The organism is Dickeya dadantii NCPPB 898 (assembly GCF_000406145.1).
Taxonomy (GTDB): Bacteria; Pseudomonadota; Gammaproteobacteria; order Enterobacterales; family Enterobacteriaceae; genus Dickeya; species Dickeya dadantii.
Genome location: NZ_CM001976.1, coordinates 671,484 through 695,483, shown reverse-complemented (window position 1 = coordinate 695,483; position 24,000 = coordinate 671,484). Strand labels below are relative to the sequence as shown.

Here is a 24,000-nt window from a genome sequence, read left to right as displayed (position 1 = left end):
GCTTTCAGACGGTAATCGTGCATGTTCATCCTATGGTGCATCCCCTACAATGGAGCCTCTTTATTGCAGGAGATTAACGGATGTCGCTCGCTTTACCCGTACTGGATTTCGGCCCCATGACCGATGTCGTCCGGTTTCTGATGGAAATCGACAAACTCAAGAGTGTTCAGCGCCGCTCCAAGGTGATTGGCACCGATCGTCAGGAAGACTCCGCAGAGCACAGCTGGCATTTTGCGGTTGCGGTGATGAGTCTGGCGCCTTATGCCGATGACGGCATCGACATCACCCACGTGCTGAAAATGGCGCTGATTCACGACATCGTGGAGATCGATGCCGGCGACGTGCTGGTGTATGACCTGAAAGCCCGCGCAGCCATTCAGGAGCAGGAGCAAGCCGCCGCTGCACGTATTTTCGGCCTGCTGCCGCCACCACAACGCGACCAGTTTCTGGCGCTGTGGCACGAGTACGAAGCCGGCGACACCGCTGAAGCGCGCTTTGCGCTAATGATAGACCGCGTGATGCCGGTGCTGATGAACCTGCACAACGGCGGCCAGAGCTGGGTGGAGCACGGTATTCGGCTGGAGCAGGTGCTGAGTCGCAACGATTTTATCCACGATATTAATCCGGCGCTGTGGGGCTATCTGAAGCAGCATCTGGAAGACGCGCAGGCAAAAGGCTGGTTGAAATAACCGGCGCTCACCACCGCATGAGCGGCGCCAGCGGCCGCTCATCTCGGTGAACGAACATGTCTGTACCGATCAGTTTTTTGCCGTCATCACCAGCTTCACGCCCAGTGAAATAAACAGCACACCAATGGTCTTATTCAGCCAGAAACGCACCGCCTTGCTGACTTTCAGCTTGCTGCTGGCCAATGCGGTAGACGCGGCCAAAAAGTGACACCACAGCATGCCGTTGAAATTGAAGATCAATCCTAAAACGATAAACGCCAGCGCTTTCTGCGGTGCCTGCGGGTCAATGAACTGAGGCACGAACGCCAGAAAGAACAGCGCCACTTTCGGATTTAGCACGTTGGTGAGAAACCCCTGCCAGTAGATTTTCCGCATGGAAAGCACAGGCCGGTTGGCCGGCAGCGCGCCGCTGTCGGCCTTGGCGCGGTGGGCGGATTTATCCAGTAACGCCTGCACGCCGATATAAACCAGATAGACCGCCCCCAGCACTTTCACCACCGTAAACGCGGTGGCCGAGGTAGCCAGAATGGCGGACAACCCCAACGCCGCGGCCAGAACATGCACCAGCGTGCCGGAACCGATGCCCAGCGCCGCAGCAGAACCCGCGCGCCATCCCTGTGACGAACTCTTCGTCATAATCAGCAACGAATCCGGCCCCGGCATGATGTTGAGCAAAATGCCGGACAGGATAAACAGTGAAATATCGTGAATGCCTAACATGATTTTCCCGCCATCTGTTAATTCTGCCTCACCTCCCTCTTTATTTTTTCGGGGGGGAGAAGCGACCACTCTACCATGTCAGCCCCCAAAACATGCCGGACAAAAAAACGGGTGCGGCTTACGCCGCACCCGCTTGTCCCAGGAAGCACTCGAACCGCCTCCCGATTATTCTCACTGTAAAAACCGCGTTTACTGGTACTCGCTCATCGGCACGCAGGAACAGAACAAATTACGATCGCCGTACACGTCATCCAGGCGTTTCACCGCCGGCCAGTATTTGTGGGTCTGTCCGGCCGGGAATACCGCCAGCTCGCGGCTGTACGGGTGCGACCAGTCGGCCGCCAACTCGGTCTGAGTGTGCGGCGCGTTTACCAGCGGATTGTCTTCGTGCGGCCATTCGCCCGCCGCCACGCGGTCGATCTCGGTACGGATCGCCAGCATCGCGTCGATAAAGCGGTCCAGCTCCACTTTGCTTTCCGACTCTGTCGGCTCGATCATCAACGTACCCGCCACCGGGAACGACATGGTCGGCGCATGGAAACCGTAGTCGATCAGGCGCTTGGCGATATCCATTTCGCTGATGCCGGTGCTCTCTTTCAGCGGACGAATGTCCAGAATGCACTCGTGTGCCACGCGATCGTCACGGCCGGTATACAGCACCGGATAAGCGTCTTTCAGGCGCGTCGCCACGTAGTTGGCGTTCAGGATCGCCAGCTGGCTGGCCTGTTTCAGCCCCTGCGCGCCCATCATGCGGATGTACATCCAGCTGATCGGCAGGATAGAAGCGCTGCCGAACGGCGCGGCGGAAACCGCGCCCTGACGCGTCAGCACGCCATCCATTGCCACGACCTGATGACCCGGCACGAACGGCGCCAGATGCGCTTTCACGCCGATCGGCCCCATGCCCGGGCCGCCGCCGCCGTGCGGAATGCAGAACGTTTTGTGCAGGTTGAGGTGCGACACGTCCGCGCCGATGTAACCCGGCGAGGTAATGCCCACCTGCGCGTTCATGTTGGCGCCGTCCAGATACACCTGACCGCCGTACTGATGGACGATCTGGCACACTTCGCGGATGGTTTCTTCGTACACACCGTGGGTGGACGGGTAAGTCACCATGATGCAGGAAAGTTTATCGCCCGCCTGCTGCGCTTTCTCCCGCAGGTCGTGCAGGTCGATGTTGCCCTGCTTGTCGCAGGCCACCACCACCACCTGCATCCCCGCCATCTGGGCGGAGGCCGGGTTGGTGCCGTGGGCGGAGCTCGGGATCAGACAGAGGTTGCGCTCGCCTTCATTGCGGCTCTCGTGATAACGGCGGATCGCCAGCAGACCGGCGTATTCACCCTGCGCGCCGGAGTTCGGCTGCATACACACCGCGTCATAGCCGGTCAGTTGCACCAGCCAGTCGGACAGTTGCGTGATCAGTTGACGGTAACCCAGCGCCTGCTCGGTCGGGCAGAACGGGTGTAGCTCGGCGAATTCCGGCCAGGTGATCGGCAGCATTTCCGCCACCGCATTGAGTTTCATGGTGCAGGAACCGAGCGGGATCATCGCCTGATTCAGCGCCAGATCCTTGCTTTCCAGACGGTGCAGATAGCGCATCATCTCGGTTTCGCTGTGGTACTGGTTGAATACCGGGTGCGTCAGAACGTCGTCACTGCGCAGCAACGCCGCCGGGATCGACGCCGACTGGCTGCTGACCGCCGTATCCAACGTGTCGATATCCAGCCCGTGCTCGTCGCCCAGCAATACGGCGAACAGCGCCAGCACGTCGTAGCGGCTGGTGGTTTCATCCAGCGCGATGCCGACCGCGCCATCCAGATCGGCGCGCAGATTGATACCGGCGCTCAGCGCGCGACCCAGCACCGCCGCCTTATCGGCGACCTCAACGGTCAGGGTATCGAACCAGTACTGATGACGCAGCGTCAGACCGCGTTGGGTCAGCCCGGCGGCCAGAATGTCGGCCAGACGGTGGATACGCCCGGCAATGCGCTTCAGCCCCTGCGGCCCGTGGTACACCGCGTACATGCCGGCAATGTTGGCCAGCAGCACCTGCGAGGTACAAATGTTGGAATTGGCTTTTTCGCGGCGGATATGCTGCTCGCGGGTCTGCATCGCCATGCGCAACGCGGTGTTGCCGGCGGCATCGCGCGAAACGCCGATAATCCGGCCCGGCATGGCGCGTTTGTATTCGTCGCGGCAGGCGAAAAACGCCGCGTGCGGGCCGCCGTAGCCCATCGGTACGCCGAAACGCTGGGCCGATCCCAGCACAATGTCGGCGCCCTGTTTGCCCGGTGCGTCCAGCAGCACCAGCGCCATGATGTCCGACACCACGCTGACGATCACTTTGCGGTTTTTCAGCTCGGACATCAGCGCGCGATAGTCGTGCAACTCGCCGGTGGTGCCGACCTGTTGCAGCAATACGCCGAAGACGTCGTCATACTTCACGGCGTCGGCGGCGTTGCCGGTGACGATGTCAAAGCCGAAGGTCTGCGCGCGGGTACGCACCACATCCAGCGTCTGCGGATGCACGTCGTCGGCAACGAAGAAACGGTTGGCCTGCTTGAGTTTGCTGACGCGTTTGGCCATCGCCATCGCTTCCGCGGCGGCGGTCGCTTCATCCAGCAACGAGGCGGAAGCCAGCTCCAGACCGGTCAGATCCTGCGTCACCTGCTGGAAATTCAGCAGCGCTTCCAGACGACCCTGCGACACCTCCGGCTGATACGGCGTATACGCGGTATACCAGCCCGGATTCTCCAGCACGTTGCGCAGAATCACCGGCGGCGTCAGCACCGCGTGGTAGCCCATGCCGATGTAGCTTTTGTAACGCAGGTTGCGGCCGGCGATCGCCTTCAGTTCGGCCAGCGCCTGATACTCGGTGGCGGCGTCGCCTACCGCCGGCGGATGGGGCAACTGGATATCGGCGGGGACGATTTGGCAGGTAAGCCCGTCCAGCGAATCCGCGCCGATGGCGGCCAGCATCTGCTGTTGCTGAGCGGCTGACGGGCCAATATGGCGCTCCGTGAAGGCACTGCCGTGTTCGAGTTGACTGAGAGTCTGGGTCATGTGGGGGAATTTCCTGCATTTGGCACAGTGATGTGCAGCACATTCAAACCAATCATAAAAACAAGCGGACCATAAAAACGCCCCGTTGCGGGGAGCGAACGGGGCGTCAGGCTTATTCTTCTTCGTCGCTGTCTTCTTCTTCCAGCAGCGCCTGATAGCCGGCGGCATCAAGCAATTCGTTCAGTTCGTCTTCGTCAGACGCCTTGATGCGGAACAGCCAGCCTTCGGCATACGGCGCGCTGTTCACCAGCTCCGGCGCGCCTTCCAGCTCTTCGTTGACTTCCACTACTTCGCCGCTGATCGGCGCGTAGATGTCGGACGCGGCCTTGACGGATTCCGCCACCGCGCAGTCGTCACCGGCGTTGACCGTGCTGCCCACTTCCGGCAGGTCGATAAACACCATATCGCCCAGCAATTCCTGCGCGTGCTCGGTGATGCCCACGCTGTAAACGCCGTTGCCTTCCGCCATCACCCATTCATGGGACGAGGTATATTTCAATTCTGCCGGAACATTGCTCATTGCCACCTTCTCCTTCCATTAACGCCAAAAATTAAAACTGAACCAACGCCTTGCCGGCGCGGACGAAATTGGGTTTGGTCACATGCACCGGCATCTCGCGATTGCGAATCTGCACGATAGCCTGTTCGCCGATACCGGCGGGAACACGGGCCAGGGCGATACTGACGCCCAGCGTGGGCGAAAACGACCCGCTGGTGATCACCCCTTCCTGCATAACGCCATGATTATCGGTAAAGCGGACCGGCTGACCGTGACGCAGCACGCCTTTTTCGGTCATCACCAGGCCGACCAGTTGTTCAGTGCCTTCCGCCTGCTGGCGCTCCAGCGCTTCGCGGCCGATGAACTGACGGTCTTCCGGCTGCCAGACGATGGTCCAGCCCATGTTGGCCGCCAGCGGAGAGACGGATTCATCCATGTCCTGACCGTACAGATTCATGCCCGCTTCCAGGCGCAGCGTGTCGCGCGCGCCCAGCCCGCAGGGTTTGACGCCGGCCGCCAGCAACTGTTGCCAGAAGCCGACCGCCTGTTCCTGCGGTAGTGCGATTTCATAGCCTGCTTCGCCAGTATAGCCAGTGGTGGCGATAAACAGGTCGCCCGCCTGCACGCCAAAGAAAGGTTTCATGCCGGCCACCTGTTCGCGCTGGGCATCGGTCAGCAGGCGGCGTACTTTTTCCTGCGCCTGCGGCCCCTGCACCGCAATCAGCGACAAATCCTCACGCTCGGTAATCTCCACCATAAACGGTTTGGCATGCTCGACGATCCAGGCCAGATCCTTCTCGCGGGTGGCGGAGTTCACCACCAACCGGAAATAGTCCTCGGTCTGGAAATAGACGATCAGATCGTCGATCACGCCGGCGGACGGCGTCAGCATGGCGGTATAGAGCGCTTTGCCGGGCTGGGTGAGTTTGGCAACGTCATTCGCCAGCAGATAACGTAAAAATTCACGCACGCGAACGCCGCGCAGATCCACGATGGTCATGTGCGACACATCAAACATGCCGGCGCTATTGCGTACGATGTGATGTTCGTCGAGCTGAGAGCCGTAGTGCAGCGGCATCATCCAGCCATGAAAGTCCACCATTTTGGCACCATCGGCCAGATGCTGTTGATACAACGGAGTGTGGTTTGCCATTCTTTTCTCTCTACGTTAGCCGCGCGTTGTGACGCCAGGCCCCACGACGCAAACGTTTATCCTGCCCCAGAACTTACCACCGAAGCACGCGTTCCACCACTCCTTCAACCATAAGTTTATCTATATAAAAAGCCAGAACAGCCTTGAATTACCCAATCACCCAATCAGGATATAAATCTGAAAAAATATACATAATTAAAACTTAGCGCCAAATTAAAAAATAAAACCAACACCACGAATTATTAAAACTTGATTTTTTGGTTTGATGTCAGAAGAGACAATCACAAGTTAAATTAGATTAAGTAATGCGAAAAAACCCTAAAATTAGATTATTTCAGGTAAAGCGACGACTGCCTTCCGCTCCCCTCACCTACTGATTCTGTGATCGCCGTCGTGGACATCTTCCCGCCAGCGACAGTACGACGCGGCGGATGGCAGCCGTGAGAAGGCGGTGAGTCCCGGCTGGTTTCACACTGGATTCATCGGCGAGTGATCCATCTGACAAAGGGTTGACTTTTATCAACCAGAAGCGAGCTTTTTCCTCTCCCTGCACGGCACACGACTAGATTAACGATTAACCCTATCGGCTACTGTAACCACACCGGCTACTGGCGCAAATGGATAACCGATTCGCCTCAATGATTAAAAATCAATGTGTTAAGGAGAAATCATGGCACACAGAATGATATTGAATGAAACGTCCTATTTTGGCAGCGGCGCCATCGCTCACCTGACTGAAGAAGTGCAGCGACGCGGCTTTCGCAAAGCGCTGGTGGTGACGGACAAGGAACTGATGAAGTACGGCGTAGCGGGTAAAGTCACCGCGCTGATGGACAAGGCGGGCCTGCCTTATGACATCTATGACGGCGTGATTCCCAATCCGACCATCGCCGTTGTCCAGCAGGGGGTCGAACGTTTTCAGGCCTCCGGCGCCGACTACCTGATCGCTATTGGCGGTGGTTCACCGCAGGACACCTGCAAAGCCATCGGCATCATCATCACTAACCCGGAATTCGCCGATGTGCGCAGCCTGGAAGGGGTCGCGGCCACCCGCAAACCCAGCGTGCCGATTCTTGCCATTCCCACCACCTCCGGCACCGCGGCGGAAGTCACCATCAACTACGTCATCACCGATGAAGAGAGACGGCGCAAATTCGTCTGCGTCGACCCACACGATATCCCTATCGTGTCGTTTATCGACGCGAACATGATGAGCAGCATGCCCGCCTCACTCAAAGCCGCCACCGGTATCGACGCCCTGACCCACGCCATCGAAGGCTTTACCACTCAGGGTGCCTGGGAATTAACCGACATGCTGCACCTCAAAGCCATCGAAATCATCAGCCGTTCGCTGCGTGATTCGGTAGCGGGTAAACCGCATGGCGTGGAAGCGATGGCGCTGGGGCAATATATCGCCGGCATGGGTTTTTCCAACGTCGGTCTGGGGCTGGTGCACGGTATGGCGCATCCGCTGGGCGCTTTCTATAACACCCCGCACGGCGTCGCCAACGCGATTCTGTTGCCCCATGTGATGGCCTGGAACGCGGAATACACCGGTGAGAAATTCCGCGCCATCGCCGTGGCGATGGGTGTACAAGGCGCGGACGTCATGCCGCTGGCGCAGGCGCGAAACGCGGCGATTCAGGCGGTGCGGCAACTGGCGCAGGATGTGGATATCCCGGCGCAATTGCGTCAGGTCGGCGTGAAAGAACAGGATATTCCGGCACTGGCGCAGGCGGCATTCGACGATGTCTGCACCGGCGGCAATCCGCGCCCGGCCAGCGTGAAGGAGATTGAGGCGTTGTATCAGTCGATCTACTGATAATCGATTTACTGATAATCGATCTACTGATCATCTATCTACTGATAAACAAATCGCCGATTGTGCGATTTGTCGATACGTGGCGGGAAGTGACAAAAAACGCGCGTCCTGCCAATAACGAACCGGAACCTGCCGCGTCAAACGCCGCGACAGGCCGGTCAAGCCCCTTATTACTATCGGGGGCTTCAGGACGCGTGGAGCAACCAGCGCCTGTGACGAAACATTCAACATTCGCCATACGGCGTTTACGATGAAATATTCGTCACAGGCGAATACGGCTCAAAAGGCTGCAAAGCCTTGCAGCAGGTAGGATCGTAGCACCTGAACCGAGCGTATTACGCTCAGATCAGCTGACTGATATTCACGTTCTCCATCAGGTAATGGTTGTCGGAGTAATCCACCGGAATGGCGATCACCGCCGGGCCGTCTACATCCATCGCCTGCCAGAGTTTCGGCACCAGTTCGGCGGCGGATTCCACGGCAAAACCTTTAGCGCCGAAAGCTTCCGCATAGGCTTTAAAGTCAATCGGCCCGAACTTGACGCCGGAAGCGCGGTGATATTTTTTCTCTTCCTGAATTTCCACCATGTTGTAGGCGTTATCCACCCAGATGATGTGCAGAATGTTGGATTTCAGCCGCACCGCGGTTTCCAGCTCCATGCTGGACTGCATGAAACCGCCATCCCCGGACACCGACACCACCTTCTGTTTCGGATTCACCAGCGCGGCGGCGATCGCCCACGGCAACGCCACCCCCATGGTCTGCTGGCCGTTGGTCATCAGCACCTGACGAGCGCGGAAGCTGTAGAGATAACGCGCCAGCCAGATATGGAAACTGCCCATGTCCACGCACAAGGTAACGTCTTTATTGACCAGATCCTGCATCACCCGCACCAGCCGTAACGGATGGATGGCGAAGCCGTCCATGTTGATGGCACGGGTCGCCAGTTCATGACGCAGTTGACTGCGCTCTTCCAAAATCGCCGCCGACTGTGACGACAGCACGATCGGCGAACTGAGTTGCTCATTGAGCGCATCAATGGTGATGCTGATGTCGCCAACCAGTTCCACATCCGGGCGGTAGGCGCTTTCTACTTCGGCGGGCAGCACATCAATATGCACCAGCGTGGCATTGCCGGAATTCCACAGCGCCGGCGCATATTCTACCGGGCTGTAACCGACCGTGACGATAAGGTCTGCCTGCTGTAGCAGCTTGTCGCCGGCCTGGTTGTTGAACAAGCCGACCCGTCCGGCAAAATGGTCAAAATGCTGTTGATCAATCACCCCGGCGGCCTGATAGGTACTGGTTACCGGCAGGCGGCTGTGATGCAGCAGGCGGCGCAGCGCCTCGGCGTTTTTCGGCTGGCTGGCCATCAGCCCCAGCAGCAGGATCGGATTTTTGGCTTGCTTTATCAGCCCGGCCACCCGTTCAACATCCTTACGCGGCGCGCTGTTGAGGGTTGGCAGCGCAGTACGGGCCAGAATCGGGCTGTCCACCGGTTCATTGACGATATCCTCCGGCAGACTGATGAACGCCGCGCCCGGCCGCCCAAGTTCAGCGGCGCGAAAGGCGTTAGCCATCACTTCTGAAATCGCGGACGACACCGTGATTTCAGCACTGTATTTGGTCACCGGCTGAAACAGGCTGACGGTATCCAGGCTCTGATGGGTCAGCTTCAGGCGGTCGGCGCGTTTGACCGCGCCCCCCAGCGCTACCAGCGGGTCACCTTCCGCCGTCGCGGTAGCCAGCCCGGTCACCAGATTCGAACAGCCCGGCCCCGACGTCACCAGCGTCACGCCGGCCTTGCCGGTAAGACGCCCGACGGCGGCCGCCATAAAGGCGCCATTGGCCTCATGCCGTACAGGAATGGTCTGGATCGACGAATCCACCAACGAATCAAACACGCGGTCTACTTTTGCACCAGGAATGCCGAAGACATAGTTGACGCCTTGCTGTTCAAGATGTTTTACGATCAGCTCCGCACCGCTAGACCAATGCTGTTGACCATCCATATTTTCCATAATGTTTATCCTCTGCATAACAGTGTGCTTTTGCTTTCAGTACCTGCTCGACGCTTCAGCTCTCCACAGAGTGAATGACGCTATCGAGATCTTCAGGGGATAAATTGGCTTTCAGGAAATCCCTGTCGCGGGGAAGGTCAATAACCAGTTTGGCGATAGAGCCAAAGGTCAATACGCCTTCTTCCAGTCGATAATCAAGGATATGTCCGCCGCCTTTGCGGTCATCGGTGATGAAATGCTCGTGATAACCAGCAACATTAATCCCCTGAACATAGGCAGGACTACGGAAACCGATAACGCTGCCCTGACACTGTTCGAAACGGAACGTGGGTTGTTGGGCAATCGCTTCCAGCATCGGTTTATAAGGACGTTCCTGGCGAGGTACCGTACGGGTTTCCACGTGGCTAAAGCGGCCATCTATCCGCAGGGCACAAAACAGATTATCTGTTGCAATCAAATCATTAATGCGCTGATGAATCGCTTCGCGGCTGGTGGCCTGTCCGAAATGGATCTGCTCCGTCGGCCGGAAAAAGGTCATTACCGCGAAAGGCGTTTTCTGATTCGACAGCGCCGCACGTGCGCTGCCATCCTCACGGAGCTGGAAGATGCGGCTGTTAAGCGCCACCAGTTCGCCGTCGAGATCATTAAACGTCCCTAATCCAAAATCGCCATGTTTCAGAAGTTCTTCCATGGTGATGTTACCTTCATAAACGCCATTAATAAGCCCGCTCATTAATGACGTTTGATAAATAACGCACTCTGGATGCTGTTTCTGATGATGAAGTGCAAAGCTGGCCAGTTCCCTGACACAGGGGTCGACGCAGTTAACATCTTTCATATCCATTCCCTTCTGACGATGATCAACTTAAATTTATTTAATGTTTCCCTTGAATATTGACCTTCGTCACACCAAAGTTCCAATACAGAGATGTGGCCGTTTGGAGATCGAAAATATATGGAATTACGTTACCTGCGCTATTTTGTCGCAGTGGCCTCAACCCGGCATTTCACCCGCGCGGCGGAAATTCTCGGCATATCACAGCCGCCGTTAAGCCAACAGATTCAAAAACTTGAGCGGGAAATTGGGACGCCGCTGTTCAAGCGGCTGACCCGTGGCGTGGAAATGACGGAGGCTGGCGAAGCGCTGTATCAGGACGCCAGTCATATTCTGGAACTGGCCGATTCGGCCGTGGAGAGAGTACGCAGCATCGCCCGCGGGGAAAGCGGCGCGATCAATGTCGGCTTCTCCTGCGCAGTCACCTTCCACCCGGCGGTACTGGCGCTGCTGCGCCGCTATCGGCAGCAGTATCCCAACGTCCGGCTGCAGCCGCGTGAAGAACATATTTATGAGATTCTGGAGAGCCTGCGTAATCGCACCACCGACATCGCGTTTGTACGCCTGCCATGCGATATCGGCGAGGAGTTTGAAGGCGAATTACTGGCGGACGAGCCGATGCGGCTGGTGCTGCCGGAAAACCATCCGTTCAGCGATCAAACGCAAATCAATCTGGGGCAGTTGCGGCAGGAACCGTTGATCATCTTTCCGCGCGAACTTTGCCCCAGTCTGCACGACCTGATTATCCGCGCCTGCTATCTGTCGGGCTACCAGCCCCAAATCAATCCGCTGGCGCCGCATATCACCGCCACCATCAGCATGGTGGCGTCTGGTTTTGGCGTCACCTTTGTTCCTGAATCGCTGTCCAGCATCCAGACCGGCAACGTGACCTATCACGACACCAACACGCCGCACCTCACCACACAGATTGCCGTAATCTGGCGCAAACATGACCGCTCCGCCACGCTGCTGAACATGCTGCAACTGGTACGCGGCTATCTGCACAACACCTGACCCTCTGCGGGCGTAAAAAAACCTGCCGTCGTCAAACGGCAGGTAATACAAAAATCACGCGGCACCGGTTGTATAGCGGCAAATCTGATATATGATATTAGTTATCATTATCAACAATGGAAGCCACAATGCTGACCGCCATGATCGCCGCCTGCGGGCTATGGGGAATAAGCTGGTATTTTGGCAAACGTCTGTCCAGCGCCTGGGGCGTTCTACTGCCGGCGGCGCTGATGCCGTTGCTGGCCCTGCCGGAGCTGAATCTGACCCATCTGAAGTACATCTGCGCGCTGGCGATGCTGCTCACGTTGAGCATGCTGTTTCACCGACGTATGCGTCACTATCTGCTGCTGCCGTCCTGTATTGCGCTGGCAGGCGGCCTGGCGGCGCTGTCGCTTACGCTAAAGGGATGGTAACGCCTACCCTGAACGGGCATAACACACTAAAACCAGAGGGAAGAAACACGCCGTTGATTTTATAAGCGAGGAAAATTGCGGTGCTGGAAAAAAGAATAAGGATGAGGAGATTGGTGCGAAGAGAGGGACTTGAACCCTCACGTCCGAAGGACACTAACACCTGAAGCTAGCGCGTCTACCAATTCCGCCACCTTCGCACTGTTTACTACAATATTCGGTTTTGCTACTACAAGGCTTTGATTTGTATCCCAGTGGTGCGAAGAGAGGGACTTGAACCCTCACGTCCGAAGGACACTAACACCTGAAGCTAGCGCGTCTACCAATTCCGCCACCTTCGCAGGTACTGTGAAATACAAATCTGTGGTGATTTTGGTGCGAAGAGAGGGACTTGAACCCTCACGTCCGAAGGACACTAACACCTGAAGCTAGCGCGTCTACCAATTCCGCCACCTTCGCAAACCAAGCAACATTACGTCACACAATGTCACCACGGAGGCGAATTCTAGAGATTTTCGCACCGGCGTCAATCATTATTTCCATCTTGTATCAGCGTTTGCTGTAAAAAACAGCATTCAGACAAACGGTGCCTGCTGGAAGCATTGCGCAAGCCACTCGATAACCACCCGGATGCGCGGCGCCAGAAAGCGCCCGGAGGGATACATCACATACAGCGGCATATCGGGCGGCGGCAACTGCGGCAGGATCTCCACCAGTTCGCCGCTCGACAGCAGCGGTACCAGGCCGTAGCGAGGCGCCTGAATAATCCCCATTCCGGCCTGACAGGCGGCGATATAGGCATCGGCGCCGTTGATTTCCACCAGACTGGGCAAAGTGCGGGTGATGATTTGCCCCTGCTGCATGAACTCCAGCGGGTAGCGATGCGATGTGCGCAGCGAAAAATAGCCCACCATACGGTGGGACATCAGCGCCTCCAGCGTGTCGGGCACGCCGAATTCGGCACAATAAGCGACTGAAGCGCAGGTGACCTGCGGCAGCGACGGCAGCGAACGCGCCACCAGCGAGTCATCATCCACCTGCCAGGCGCGCAGCACGCAATCCACACCTTCACGCATCACGTTAATCGCTGAATCGTTGGCGCTCAGCACCAGCGAAATCTGCGGGTAGCGGCGGTAAAACTCGGGCAACGACGGAATCACCACCTGCCGGGCCAGCGAATGCGGCATATCAATCCGCACCCGCCCGCTGGGCTGCTGACGCTGGCGGGAAAACAGCGCGTCCGTTTCCTCAATTTCCGCCAGTAACTGCACGCAGCGCTGGTAGTACAGCATGCCTTCGTCCGTCACCTGCACCTGACGGGTGGTGCGTTGCAACAGACGCACTCCCAGCCGCAGCTCCAGCCGTTTCAGCGTCTGGCTGACGGTGGCGCGTGGCAGCCCCAGTTTTTCCGCCGCCCGGCTGAAGCTTTCAGCTTCCACAATGCGCACAAACACCCGCATAGCCTGAACCTGATCCATCGCCGGCTCCATTGTTTGTATTTTACAAACAGTGTTGCATAAAACCGCGAATTTATCTTTTTGATTCAAACAACCACACTGAAAAGCGCGGTTAACAACACGGAGTAATAAACATGCAACAGCGAAAACTAGGCCCACAGGGGCCAACGGTATCGGCACTGGGCCTCGGCTGCATGGGGATGAGCGATTTCTATTCTCCCGGGCAGGATGAAACCGAAGCCATCGCCACCCTGCATCGAGCGCTGGAACTGGGCGTCACCCTGCTGGACACCGCCGACATGTACGGCCCCCACACCAATGAAATGCTGGTGGGAAAGGCGATCAAAGGCAAGCGGGATCAGGTGTTTCTGGCCACCAAATTCGGCATTCTGCGCGACCCGGCCAACCCGAACCTGCGTGGCGTCTGCGGCCGGCCGGATTATATCCGCCAGGCGGTCGAAGGCAGCCTGAAACGACTGGGCGTCGAGGTCATCGATCTTTATTACCAGCACCGCGTCGATCCGGCGGTGCCGATTGAGGACAGCGTCGGCGCGCTGGGCCTGCTGGTTAAAGCCGGCAAGATTCGTTATATCGGCCTGAGCGAAGCCTCCGCCGCCACGCTGGAGCGCGCGCACCGCGTTCACCCTATCACCGCGCTGCAAAGCGAATACTCATTGTGGACGCGGGATGTGGAAGCGGAGATCCTGCCCGCCTGCCGCCGTCTGGGCATCGGCTTTGTGCCTTACAGCCCGCTGGGACGCGGTTTTCTGACCGGCGCCATCAAACAGCGGGACGCCCTGCCCGCGAACGACTTCCGACGCGCCAACCCGCGCTTCAGCGACGAGAACTTCGCTAAAAACCTGCAACTGGTGGACAAAATTACGCAACTGGCGCAGGAAAAAGCGGTAACGCCATCGCAGTTGGCGCTGGCCTGGGTACTGGCACAGGGCGAGCACATCGTGCCGATTCCCGGCACCAAACGTCGTCGCTATCTGGAGGAAAATGTCGGCACGCTGTCGGTATCCCTGACGCCACGCGAGCTGGATGACATTAACGCCATCTTCCCGCCGGAGGCAGCCGCGGGCGCGCGCTACGGACAGGAAGGCATGGCGACGCTTGATAACGCCTGAGTACAGCATCGCGCCCGGTGAAAACCGGGCGACTCGGTTAACGGTGCTTATTACGGCGCAGTATCGCGCGATAAACGCGGAAACGACCGGTCTGGGCGATAACTTCATGGCTACCGAAGGTTTCATCCAGCAGCGCCGGATACGGCAGAAAGGCGTTGGCGACGATACGCAGTTCGCCTTCGATGTTCAGATGAGAGGCGGCGCCGCGAATCATCACTTCCGCTGCGTGCAGGCTAGTCTGCATGCCATCATGGAACGGCGGGTTGGAGATGATGAGATCAAAACGTCCCTGAATATCCGAGTAGGCGTTGCTGGCGATCACCTGCCCTTCCAGGCCGTTGGCCGCCAGCGTCGACCGGCTCGCTTCCAGCGCGGCGGCGCCGACATCGCTTAGCGTCAGGCGGATTTTCGGCGACAGGCGGGCAAACGATGCCGCCAGCACCCCGGCGCCGCAGGCGAGATCCAGCACCTTACCCTTGCGATGCGGTTCCAGCGTCGAAAGCAGCAACTGGCTGCCGGTGTCCAGACCCTCGCGGCTGAATACGCCCGGCAGCGTGTGTACCGGTACGCCATCCACGTCATACTCCAGCCACCAATCCTCCAGCGCAAATGCGGACGGCGCTTCCAGACGACCGTGGTACAGGCCGCAGCGGCGGGCGCTGTCGATCTTGTTGACGGCGGCGATCGGCTCCAGGATACCTTCGGCGCTGCGGACCCCGCTGCGGTTCTCGCCGACGACGAAAATGTCGCACCCAACCGGCAACAGCGACAACAGATTGGACAGCTGGAACTGCGCTTCCTGTTTGCTTTTCGGCCAGTAGTAAATCAGGGTGTCGCACCCGGCTACGGTTTCAGCCTGTGCCAGCAGCGAGAAGTGCACGTTGTCGCCCAGTACGGGCTGCAACTGCTGCCAGTGATGATACTGCGTAGTGTGCACGGTGACGGCGGCTGCATCAAAATTGGCGGGCAGCGTATCTTGCAGATCGCCGGCAAACAGCACCCGACGGGAAACAAATTCATCACTGTGGCGCAGTATCACTTCACTGGCGGGGGTTAATGCTGACATCAGGTCTAGCTCCTCAATAAACTGAGCGAGGATTATAGTGGTTTGTTGGCGCATGTTCAGCGATTTGTTAGCATAGCGCCGCACAATCGTGCACCGCGATCATCATGATCATCGGGCACCACCATCGCACGCAGAGTGAGTAAGGCATGACATCAAGACGGGACTGGCTGTTGCAGCAACTGGGGATCACCCAGTGGACCTTGCGTCGTCCGTCGGTGCTGAAAGGCGAGATCGCCGTCAGCCTGCCGCCTGACGCCCGGCTGCTGATCATCGCCGATCATCCGCTGCCCGCCAGCGACGACCCGCTATTGCAGGACGTCCTGCGCAGCCTGAATCTCTCCCCGCAGCAGATAGTCGGCCTGACGCCGCGTCAGGCGCAGATGCTGCCGGAACACACCCGCTGCCACAGCTGGTGGCTGGGGCAGCCCGTCACCGATGCGCTGGCGTTGGATGGCGTACAATTGACCAGCCCGGCTCTGGCCGAGCTTTCTCACAACGCCGGGGCGAAACGCGCCCTGTGGCAGCAGATTTGTCACCATGAACATGATTTCCACCCTGACCACGGCTGACCTGCCGCGGGCGTTTGAGATTGAATGCCTCAGCCACGCTTTTCCGTGGAGCGAAAAAACCTTCATCAGCAATCAGGGCGAGCGTTACCTCAACCTGAAACTGTGCCACGACCAGCAGTTAGTGGCGTACGCCATTACTCAGGTAGTGCTGGATGAAGCCACGCTGTTCAACATCGCCGTCGACCCGACATATCAGCGCCACGGCTACGGGCGCCAGTTGCTGGAACACCTGATCGCCGAACTGGAGCACCGCGGCATGCTGACGCTGTGGTTGGAAGTGCGCGCGTCCAACACGCGCGCCATCGCGCTGTATCAGAGCATGGGGTTTAACGAGGTGTCGGTACGGCGGGATTATTACCCGACCGCCGGCGGCCGGGAAGACGCGATCATTATGGCGCTGCCGCTGGGGTAACGGCTCTCCTTATCATCTTGCGGCGGTTTCCTTTTCCGGTGGTTTCCTTCTCGTTGCCGATCATGTGAAATGGCGGACTGACCTCGGGTTTGTCTGCCCGGTCGTTGCTTGCAGGCAAAGGCATACGAATCTGTTCGTGGGCGTAAAAGGAACGTGTAACATAGCAGCGATACTAAGCAAGCATTGTTGCCAATCATTCTGAGGCGATAGCTGCCGCATGGCCTGAGCAAATACGCCCGAACAGTCGCGCATGATAAAACAGGGAATACGATGAAATTCACTGAAGATACCCGCGTTAAAATCCCAACCCTCCTTCATTTAATGAAACTGGGTTACCACTACCTGTCGCTTAAAGAGCAAAGCTGGGATAAAGACACCAACATCTTTCCTGATATTTTTACTTCCGCTATCGCCAGAATTAACCCCACCCTTCCCCCTGACGATATTGCTCGCCTGTTTAAAGACATCAGGCTCCTGCTGGATAACGAAGATTTAGGCCGTGCCTTTTTTGAAAAGCTGACTGACCGCGCCAACATAAAATTGATCGACTTCGAAAATTTTAACAACAACAGCTTTCATGTGGTCACCGAGCTCACCTGCGCTAATGGCGATGAAGAATTCCGCCCCGACATCACGTTATTGATCAATGGAATGCCGTTGGTTTTCATTGAAGTGAAGAAGCCCAATAACCGGGAAGGTATTCTGGCGGAACGGGAACGTATCAGTAAACGCTTTCAGAACCCCAAATTCAGACGCTTCGCCAACATCACCCAGTTCATGATCTTCTCCAATAACATGGAATACGATGACAGCGATCCCGAACCGATTCAGGGGGCTTTCTATGCCAGCAGTTCGTACCATGAACCGGTGTTCAATTACTTCCGTGAAGAAGAAACCTTTGATCTGACCGCGCTGCTAAAACCACTAACGGATGACGCGGAACTGAAAGTACTGAAAGACAATAATCTGGAAGTGATTCGTACCAGCCCTGAATTTCAAACCAATAAAGATTATAACCGGCCGACGAATCGCATCTGTACCTCATTGCTGAGCCGGGAACGGCTGGCGTTTATCCTGCGCTATGCGCTGGTGTATGTCACCGAGTCAGACGGCCTGCACAAACACATCATGCGTTATCCGCAGTTGTTCGCCACCAAGGCGATTGCGCGCAAACTGAATGCCGGTATCAACAAAGGCATTATCTGGCATACGCAGGGCAGCGGGAAAACCGCGCTGGCATACTATAACGTGCGCTTCCTGACGGATTACTTTCAGAAAAAGCAGGTGATCCCGAAGTTTTATTTCATTGTCGACAGGCTGGATTTACTCCAGCAGGCACACCGCGAATTCACCGCCCGTGGGTTAATCGTACATCTTATCAACTCACGCAGCGCTTTCGCCCGCGCGATTAAAACCACGCAGGTGATCCACAATCATCAGGGGAAAGCGGAGATTACCGTCGTCAACATCCAGAAATTTAAAGACGACGCGGATGTCATCGCCACCAAAGATTACGATGTGAACATTCAGCGGGTGTACTTCCTTGATGAAGTCCACCGCAGTTACAACCCGGAAGGCAGCTTTCTTGCCAACTTAAGCCAGTCAGACACCCACGCCATCAAAATCGGCCTGACGGGAACGCCGTTACTGGGAACCGACTACAACTCCCGCGACCTGTTTGGCGATTACATCCACAAATACTATTACAACGCCTCCATCGCAGACGGTTATACCTTGCGACTGATCCGCGAAGAGATCGCCACCAATTACCGCATGGTGCTACAACAGGCGTTGAAAGACGTTGAAGTCAGAATGGGGGATGTGGACCGTAAACGGGTGTATGCCCACGTAAGCTTCGTTAAACCTATGCTGGACTACATCATCACCGATTTTGCCAACAGCCGGGGCGCGCACAATGATAACACCATCGGCGCGATGGTGATCTGCGACAGCGCGGAGCAGGCGAAACAGATGTTTGCCCTGTTTAGCGCGAATAACGTGGGCGATGCGCTACCGCCCGCCACACAGCAAGCGCAAAGCGAGACAGCCTCGCCACACGCCGCTGAACCGCACATCGCCTATGTCGTCGCCGCCCGGGAAAAACGCAACATCAAACGGGCGGCGTTGATCCTGCACGATGTGGGAACGAAGCAGCAACGCAAAGACTGGGTGGATGAGTTCAAGGCGGGGAAAATCGATTTACTGTTTGTTTACAACATGTTGCTAACCGGTTTTGACGCAAAGCGCCTGAAAAAGCTCTATCTGGGGCGAGTCATCCGCAGGCACAACCTGCTCCAGGCGCTGACTCGCGTCAACCGCAGATACAAACATTTCCGCTACGGCTACGTGGTGGATTTTGCCGATATTCGTCAGGAATTCGATGCCACCAATAAAGCCTATTTCGAGGAGCTTCAGTCCGAACTGGGCGACGAAATGGCGCACTATTCCCGGCTGTTCAAATCTCAGGAAGAGATCCGCCAGGAAATCGAACAGATCAAAGATGTGTTGTTCCATTTTGATACCGACAATGCGGAAATCTTTACCGACCAAATTAACCAGATTCAGGACCGGCAAACGATGCTGGCGCTGAAAAACGCCTTAGCCAATGCCAAAAGCCTGTATAACCTGATTCGCCTGCAAGGTAATGTCGAATTTCTTCAGGCGCTGGATTTCAGCAAACTTAACCTGTTGTACCGTGAAGCCAGTCATCATCTTGACCTGCTGAATCTACAGGCGGACCTGGAGCAAGGCACCGATACCACAAACCTGCTGAACCGGGCGCTGGAAGAGGTTATCTTCAGGTTCGTTAAAATCGGCGAAGAAGAACTGGTGCTGGCCGACAAGCTGAAAGACACGCTGCGCCGCACCCGCGAAGCGCTGGCCAGCAATTTTGACCAGCAAGACCCGCAGTTCATCACCCTGAGGGAAGAGCTGGAGCGCCTGTTTAAGAAAAAGAAACTCAGCGAAGTCACCCAGGATGAAATGGTTGCGAATATTGGCACACTCAATAAAATCCATGACCGCATCAAAGAGCTGAACCGCCAGAACACCCTGCTGCGCCAGAAGTACCGGGGCGATGCCAAGTATGCACGCACTCACAAACGCTTGCAGGAGCGCGGCGGCTTCGGCGCGACGGAGCGTAAAATCTTTGAAGCCCTGTCTGACGTCAAGCGCGATGCCGATGAAAGAGTGCTGAACAACAGCCAGATCCTGAACAATGAGAGTTACTTTGAACGACAGATGGTGTCATGTGTGCGTAAGTACTTTGAAGAGCGACACCATATCACACTGACAGCGCAGGCAGCGACTGAGATTAACCGCCTGATTGTTAAAGAGTACCTGAATGAATTTAATACCGGAGCACGTACGTGGTAGAGCTGGAATTTAGAGACACAACCAAAACCCTGATCGATAGCCTGAAAAGCGTTTGCGCCAGCTATGGCCTGGGGAACGACGGTAACGAATTCAAGATTATTACTCAGGCCTTTCTGTACAAATTCCTGAACGACAAATTCGCCTATGAAGCGAAAAAGGTGGATAAAACCCTCGCCGGTGCGGAACGTTGGGAAGAAGTGATAAGCCAGATGGATGAAGAACAACTGGCGCAATTACAACAGAATATAAATGCCAATACCGCGTACCTGAAACCACATCACTTTATTACCCGCCTGTTTAACGAGCAGAACAAAGCGGACTTCGCCAACACCTTTGACGACACCCTGATGGATATCGCCGAAACGAACAACGAGGTGTTCGCGGTAAAAACCGACGGCGGCACCAAAGTGGTGCTGTTTGACCGCCTCAGCCAGTTTATTGCCGACAGTTCAAAGCGTGATGATTTCTGCCGCGCCATTATCAACAACCTGGTGAAGTTCAGTTTCGAGCGCATCTTTACCCAGAAATTTGATTTCTACGCCACCATCTTTGAGTACCTGATCAAAGACTACAACAGCAACGCCGGCGGCAAATACGCCGAATACTACACACCGCACGCGGTGGCGCGCATTATGGCCGCCATTCTGGTGCCGGAGGCACAGCGCGGCACCGTGCGTAACGTCACCTGTTACGACCCGTCCGCCGGTTCCGGCACGCTGCTGATGAACGTGGCGCACGCCATTGGTGAAGACCGTTGCAGCATTTTCACGCAGGATATCTCACAAAAATCCTCCAGCCTGCTGCGCCTGAACCTGATCCTGAATAATCTGGTGCATTCCATCCCGTATGTGATTCAGGGCAACACCATTTTGCACCCGTACCACCAGGACGGGCAGGACCTGAAACGCTTTGACTATATCGTCTCCAACCCGCCGTTTAAGATGGATTTCAGCGATTTTCGCAACGCGCTGGATACCAAAGAAAATCAGCCGCGTTTCTTCGCCGGTATTCCGAACATCCCGAAAGCCGCCAAAGACAAAATGGCGATTTATCAGTTGTTCCTGCAACACATTATTTATTCGCTGAAACCGGGCGGAAAAGCGGCGGTGGTGGTGCCGACCGGGTTTATTACCGCGCAGTCCGGCATTGATAAAGCCATTCGTGAGCATCTGGTGAAAAACAAAATGCTGGCGGGGGTGGTATCGATGCCATCCAATATTTTCGCCACCACCGGCACCAACGTCTCGATTCTGTTTATCGACGCCAGCAATAAAGAAAACGTGGTGCTGATTGATGCCTCCGGCCTGGGGGAAAAGGTCAAAGACGGTAAAAACCAGAAAACGGTGCTGACGCCGGAAGAAGAGCAGCGCATCTGTGAAGTATTCAATAACAAATGGAACGAAGAAGACTTCTCGGTGGTGGTGTCTTACGACGAGATTACCGCGAAGAATTACTCGTTCAGCGCCGGGCAGTATTTTGAGGTCAAGATTGAGTATTCGGATATCACACCGGAGCAGTTTGCCGCCAAAATGAAAGGGTTTAGTGACATGCTGGATGAGTTATTCAACCAGTCACACAAGCTGGAAGCGGAAATTAAACAGCAACTGGCGGGGTTGAAGTATGAAGTATAAACAGTGGCCTAGAATTAAAGTATCTGAATTATGCGAGCTTATTGTTGACTGTGTAAACAAAACAGCACCTAGTGTTGATTATGAGACACCATATAAAATGATCCGCACACCAAATATTAAAAGTGGAAGGATAAACTTAACCGGTTGTCGTTACGTTGAAAAAGAAACATTTAAAAAATGGACGCGACGTGCAACTGTTGATAAAGGTGACGTTTTATTAACCCGAGAAGCTCCAATGGGGGAAGTCGGATATGTCAATTTTACGGACACTGTATTTCTTGGGCAGAGAATCATGCAGTATAGATCTAACCCGGAAAAGTTAGATTCAACTTATTTATTATATGTATTTCTTTCACCTGATTTACAGTATCAATTTCGTAAGCATGATAGTACTGGTTCAATTGTCAGTCATATAAGAGTGCCTGATTGCTTAGAGTTTGAAATAAGTACACCAGCGCTGAGTGAACAAAAAAAGATAGCCAGTGTGCTAAGTAATATTGACAAAAAAATCGATCTCAACAACCGCATCAACGCTGAACTGGAAGCAATGGCGAAAACGCTGTACGACTACTGGTTTGTGCAATTTGATTTCCCGGAAGCTAACGGCAAACCGTATAAAACCTCCGGCGGAAAGATGGAATATAACGCGATGCTGAAGCGGGAAATTCCGGTGGGGTGGCTTGCTTCTAATATTTTATTACTAGCTGAGTTGCTGGGCGGTGGAACTCCAACAAAAGCTAACTCTACTTACTGGAATGGCTCTATACCTTTTTTTACACCAACGGATTCAGGGAAAAATATTTATAGCTTATCCACACAAGATAATATTACTGAAGTAGCTTTGAAGAAGAGTAGCACTCGTCTCTTTAAAAAGAATACCGTGTTTATTACCGCAAGAGGTTCAGTTGGTCGTCTGGCTCTGAATGCTGTACCTATGGCTATGAATCAGTCATGCTATGCACTGAGTGCAAAACAGGAAGTGAGTTTTGTATTTTTGTATTTTCTCACTAAAGAATTGATACATCATCTTGAGGTTAAGGCTACTGGTTCAGTGTTTAACTCAATTGTTTCAAACGATATTGAGCATACTTATTTGGCATTGCCGAATAATATTAAATTAATAGAAAAATACGCAGAAAAAACAGAGCCACTCTTTGAAAAAATCGAATTGCTTACAAAAGAAAATCAGCAACTCGCTGCACTCCGTGACTGGCTCCTCCCTCTGCTGATGAACGGACAAGTCACGGTCAAATAAGCGTTTTTGCGCGGCGTATTCCAGATTCGCGTTGCGCCGTGCTACGGGCCACAAAACCCCTTGCGGCCCTTCACCGATAGCGCTATCTTTTACCCGCACCTGCACAATCAGGTGCCGGGATTGGTCTCCTGAAATACTTCATCGGCGACATAGGACGCGCCAGCGTCTTTTTTTATGTCGTAATGCTTAGCTATGCCGAATTATGGTGGGCTGGGCGGGGGCACCGCAAGGTGCGCCGGTATCCGATGAGGCCGGTAAGACCAACTCCGCTCAGTCCACCACCCGCAAGATTGGTCTCTTCGGTGGTGGTGATTTCTTTACTCACTCATCGGAGACTGCCTTATGGCTACCATCACTACCCAGACTCACCCGTTACTTACCGCTTCCTTCAGCGCCGCCACGGATTTCACCGTGCTCGCCGATTACTGCGAACACCTCGCCGAAAACCTGATGGAAAGCGATGACCCGGCGCTGAAGCTGGCATTCAACACCCGGCTTACCGCCGGGCTGGCGCTGCTGAGGCCGACGCTGAACCAGCCGATTCCGGCGCACCTGACCGAACGCCTCACCACTGATGTCCTTCCCGCCGCCGCTCCCTGCTTTGAACCCGATTCTGATTTGCTTTGCGACTACTGCCTCGCACTTGCGAAGTTGCTGGCAGGCCGGGGGTTATCACTGGAAATGGAACACACGCTGACCGGCTTGCTGGCCGAGCTGGTCTGGTACTTCACCGCCGAGCTAAAAGCCCCGCGCTGGATTCGCACCGCCAGCGGCGTGAAATGCCTTGATGAAGTGGCGTCACGCCTGCACGGTGCCCAAACAGCGTACACAGCGATAAGCTGACCCGGCAGCTATCATAAAAAACGCCCCCGGCGTTAA

General features: G+C 55.6%; 20 protein-coding genes and 3 tRNA genes. 12 read left to right on the top strand and 11 right to left on the bottom strand.

Going from position 1 to position 24,000, the window contains the following annotated elements; translation table 11 throughout:
* The first annotated feature begins 80 nt into the window (after nt 1–80).
* Nucleotides 81–689, top strand: coding sequence for an HD domain-containing protein (locus DDA898_RS03660; RefSeq protein WP_013316358.1), 609 nt, complete (start codon nt 81–83; stop codon nt 687–689).
* Nucleotides 690–758: 69 nt separating this feature from the next.
* Here DDA898_RS03660 and DDA898_RS03655 read toward each other — a convergent pair whose 3' ends face one another.
* The 4 genes from DDA898_RS03655 to gcvT all read right to left on the bottom strand — a co-directional run bounded on the left by DDA898_RS03655 (nt 759) and on the right by gcvT (nt 6,124).
* Nucleotides 759–1,409: a LysE family translocator gene (locus tag DDA898_RS03655; RefSeq protein WP_038910242.1), complete on the bottom strand. Its 651-nt coding sequence runs from the start codon at nt 1,407–1,409 to the stop codon at nt 759–761.
* A 189-nt stretch (nt 1,410–1,598) separates the two neighbouring features.
* Entirely contained in the window at nt 1,599–4,472 is a 2,874-nt protein-coding gene (gcvP, locus tag DDA898_RS03650; RefSeq protein ID WP_038910241.1) for an aminomethyl-transferring glycine dehydrogenase, read from the bottom strand.
* A 112-nt stretch (nt 4,473–4,584) separates the two neighbouring features.
* Nucleotides 4,585–4,992 (bottom strand): glycine cleavage system protein GcvH, encoded by a 408-nt coding sequence (gcvH, locus tag DDA898_RS03645; RefSeq protein WP_013316355.1) that lies wholly within the window; start codon nt 4,990–4,992, stop codon nt 4,585–4,587.
* Nucleotides 4,993–5,023: 31 nt separating this feature from the next.
* Nucleotides 5,024–6,124: a glycine cleavage system aminomethyltransferase GcvT gene (gene gcvT, locus DDA898_RS03640; protein ID WP_038910240.1), complete on the bottom strand. Its 1,101-nt coding sequence runs from the start codon at nt 6,122–6,124 to the stop codon at nt 5,024–5,026.
* Between the two features lie 670 nt (nt 6,125–6,794).
* On the opposite strand from gcvT, the gene fucO reads away from it, so the two are divergent.
* A complete protein-coding gene (gene fucO / locus DDA898_RS03635; protein ID WP_038910239.1) occupies nt 6,795–7,946 on the top strand; it encodes a lactaldehyde reductase in 1,152 nt (383 codons plus the stop codon).
* A gap of 341 nt (nt 7,947–8,287) precedes the next feature.
* Here fucO and alsS read toward each other — a convergent pair whose 3' ends face one another.
* On the bottom strand, nt 8,288–9,967 hold the full coding sequence (alsS, locus tag DDA898_RS03630; protein ID WP_033111590.1) for an acetolactate synthase AlsS: 1,680 nt from the start codon (nt 9,965–9,967) through the stop codon (nt 8,288–8,290).
* A gap of 55 nt (nt 9,968–10,022) precedes the next feature.
* Nucleotides 10,023–10,811, bottom strand: coding sequence for an acetolactate decarboxylase (gene budA, locus DDA898_RS03625; protein WP_013316350.1), 789 nt, complete (start codon nt 10,809–10,811; stop codon nt 10,023–10,025).
* A 111-nt stretch (nt 10,812–10,922) separates the two neighbouring features.
* Between budA and DDA898_RS03620 the strand changes: the two genes are divergently transcribed.
* On the top strand, nt 10,923–11,816 hold the full coding sequence (locus DDA898_RS03620; RefSeq protein WP_033111588.1) for a LysR family transcriptional regulator: 894 nt from the start codon (nt 10,923–10,925) through the stop codon (nt 11,814–11,816).
* Nucleotides 11,817–11,944: 128 nt separating this feature from the next.
* On the top strand, nt 11,945–12,229 hold the full coding sequence (locus DDA898_RS03615; protein WP_013316348.1) for a DUF1435 domain-containing protein: 285 nt from the start codon (nt 11,945–11,947) through the stop codon (nt 12,227–12,229).
* A gap of 111 nt (nt 12,230–12,340) precedes the next feature.
* Here DDA898_RS03615 and DDA898_RS03610 read toward each other — a convergent pair.
* The 4 genes from DDA898_RS03610 to DDA898_RS03595 form a co-directional block, all read right to left on the bottom strand.
* A tRNA-Leu gene (locus tag DDA898_RS03610) sits at nt 12,341–12,426 on the bottom strand.
* Between the two features lie 55 nt (nt 12,427–12,481).
* Nucleotides 12,482–12,567 (bottom strand) — tRNA-Leu (locus DDA898_RS03605).
* Nucleotides 12,568–12,599: 32 nt separating this feature from the next.
* Nucleotides 12,600–12,685, bottom strand: a tRNA-Leu gene (locus DDA898_RS03600).
* A gap of 116 nt (nt 12,686–12,801) precedes the next feature.
* Nucleotides 12,802–13,704, bottom strand: coding sequence for a LysR family transcriptional regulator (locus tag DDA898_RS03595; RefSeq protein ID WP_038910238.1), 903 nt, complete (start codon nt 13,702–13,704; stop codon nt 12,802–12,804).
* 113 nt (nt 13,705–13,817) lie between these two features.
* Here DDA898_RS03595 and DDA898_RS03590 point away from each other — a divergent pair, with 113 nt between their 5' ends.
* Entirely contained in the window at nt 13,818–14,813 is a 996-nt protein-coding gene (locus DDA898_RS03590; protein WP_038910237.1) for an aldo/keto reductase, read from the top strand.
* Between the two features lie 37 nt (nt 14,814–14,850).
* Here the strand turns inward: DDA898_RS03590 and rsmC are convergent, their stop codons facing one another.
* Complete coding sequence (gene rsmC, locus DDA898_RS03585) at nt 14,851–15,879, bottom strand: 16S rRNA (guanine(1207)-N(2))-methyltransferase RsmC (protein ID WP_013316345.1); 1,029 nt, start codon at nt 15,877–15,879, stop codon at nt 14,851–14,853.
* Nucleotides 15,880–16,025: 146 nt separating this feature from the next.
* Here rsmC and DDA898_RS03580 point away from each other — a divergent pair, with 146 nt between their 5' ends.
* The 7 genes from DDA898_RS03580 to DDA898_RS03555 all read left to right on the top strand — a co-directional run bounded on the left by DDA898_RS03580 (nt 16,026) and on the right by DDA898_RS03555 (nt 23,964).
* Nucleotides 16,026–16,448: a DNA polymerase III subunit psi gene (locus tag DDA898_RS03580; RefSeq protein WP_038910236.1), complete on the top strand. Its 423-nt coding sequence runs from the start codon at nt 16,026–16,028 to the stop codon at nt 16,446–16,448.
* Entirely contained in the window at nt 16,417–16,860 is a 444-nt protein-coding gene (gene rimI, locus DDA898_RS03575) for a ribosomal protein S18-alanine N-acetyltransferase (RefSeq protein ID WP_038910235.1), read from the top strand. Before DDA898_RS03580 ends, rimI begins: the two co-directional genes overlap by 32 nt.
* A 270-nt stretch (nt 16,861–17,130) precedes the next feature.
* Complete coding sequence (locus DDA898_RS03570; protein ID WP_038910234.1) at nt 17,131–20,235, top strand: type I restriction endonuclease subunit R; 3,105 nt, start codon at nt 17,131–17,133, stop codon at nt 20,233–20,235.
* On the top strand, nt 20,229–21,866 hold the full coding sequence (locus DDA898_RS03565) for an HsdM family class I SAM-dependent methyltransferase (RefSeq protein ID WP_038910233.1): 1,638 nt from the start codon (nt 20,229–20,231) through the stop codon (nt 21,864–21,866). Before DDA898_RS03570 ends, DDA898_RS03565 begins: the two co-directional genes overlap by 7 nt.
* On the top strand, nt 21,856–23,121 hold the full coding sequence (locus tag DDA898_RS22000) for a restriction endonuclease subunit S (RefSeq protein ID WP_038910232.1): 1,266 nt from the start codon (nt 21,856–21,858) through the stop codon (nt 23,119–23,121). The genes DDA898_RS03565 and DDA898_RS22000 overlap by 11 nt, the downstream gene beginning before the upstream one ends.
* A gap of 202 nt (nt 23,122–23,323) precedes the next feature.
* Nucleotides 23,324–23,572: an ash family protein gene (locus tag DDA898_RS23875; RefSeq protein WP_201765880.1), complete on the top strand. Its 249-nt coding sequence runs from the start codon at nt 23,324–23,326 to the stop codon at nt 23,570–23,572.
* Nucleotides 23,464–23,964: a hypothetical protein gene (locus DDA898_RS03555; RefSeq protein ID WP_050570175.1), complete on the top strand. Its 501-nt coding sequence runs from the start codon at nt 23,464–23,466 to the stop codon at nt 23,962–23,964. Before DDA898_RS23875 ends, DDA898_RS03555 begins: the two co-directional genes overlap by 109 nt.
* The last annotated feature ends 36 nt before the right edge of the window (nt 23,965–24,000 follow it).

Bases quoted from the DNA above. Each gene is read 5' to 3' on its own strand.
- fucO (WP_038910239.1), top strand. From the start codon at position 6,795: ATGGCACACAGAATGATATTGAATGAAACGTCCTATTTTGGCAGCGGC.
- DDA898_RS03615 (WP_013316348.1), top strand. From the start codon at position 11,945: ATGCTGACCGCCATGATCGCCGCCTGCGGGCTATGGGGAATAAGCTGG.
- gcvT (WP_038910240.1), bottom strand. From the start codon at position 6,124: ATGGCAAACCACACTCCGTTGTATCAACAGCATCTGGCCGATGGTGCC.
- DDA898_RS03595 (WP_038910238.1), bottom strand. From the start codon at position 13,704: ATGGATCAGGTTCAGGCTATGCGGGTGTTTGTGCGCATTGTGGAAGCT.
- DDA898_RS03660 (WP_013316358.1), top strand. From the start codon at position 81: ATGTCGCTCGCTTTACCCGTACTGGATTTCGGCCCCATGACCGATGTC.
- DDA898_RS22000 (WP_038910232.1), top strand. From the start codon at position 21,856: ATGAAGTATAAACAGTGGCCTAGAATTAAAGTATCTGAATTATGCGAG.
- DDA898_RS03620 (WP_033111588.1), top strand. From the start codon at position 10,923: ATGGAATTACGTTACCTGCGCTATTTTGTCGCAGTGGCCTCAACCCGG.
- budA (WP_013316350.1), bottom strand. From the start codon at position 10,811: ATGGATATGAAAGATGTTAACTGCGTCGACCCCTGTGTCAGGGAACTG.
- gcvP (WP_038910241.1), bottom strand. From the start codon at position 4,472: ATGACCCAGACTCTCAGTCAACTCGAACACGGCAGTGCCTTCACGGAG.
- alsS (WP_033111590.1), bottom strand. From the start codon at position 9,967: ATGGAAAATATGGATGGTCAACAGCATTGGTCTAGCGGTGCGGAGCTG.
- DDA898_RS23875 (WP_201765880.1), top strand. From the start codon at position 23,324: ATGGTGGGCTGGGCGGGGGCACCGCAAGGTGCGCCGGTATCCGATGAG.
- DDA898_RS03655 (WP_038910242.1), bottom strand. From the start codon at position 1,409: ATGTTAGGCATTCACGATATTTCACTGTTTATCCTGTCCGGCATTTTG.
- rimI (WP_038910235.1), top strand. From the start codon at position 16,417: ATGAACATGATTTCCACCCTGACCACGGCTGACCTGCCGCGGGCGTTT.
- DDA898_RS03590 (WP_038910237.1), top strand. From the start codon at position 13,818: ATGCAACAGCGAAAACTAGGCCCACAGGGGCCAACGGTATCGGCACTG.
- DDA898_RS03570 (WP_038910234.1), top strand. From the start codon at position 17,131: ATGAAATTCACTGAAGATACCCGCGTTAAAATCCCAACCCTCCTTCAT.
- rsmC (WP_013316345.1), bottom strand. From the start codon at position 15,879: ATGTCAGCATTAACCCCCGCCAGTGAAGTGATACTGCGCCACAGTGAT.
- DDA898_RS03580 (WP_038910236.1), top strand. From the start codon at position 16,026: ATGACATCAAGACGGGACTGGCTGTTGCAGCAACTGGGGATCACCCAG.
- DDA898_RS03555 (WP_050570175.1), top strand. From the start codon at position 23,464: ATGGCTACCATCACTACCCAGACTCACCCGTTACTTACCGCTTCCTTC.
- gcvH (WP_013316355.1), bottom strand. From the start codon at position 4,992: ATGAGCAATGTTCCGGCAGAATTGAAATATACCTCGTCCCATGAATGG.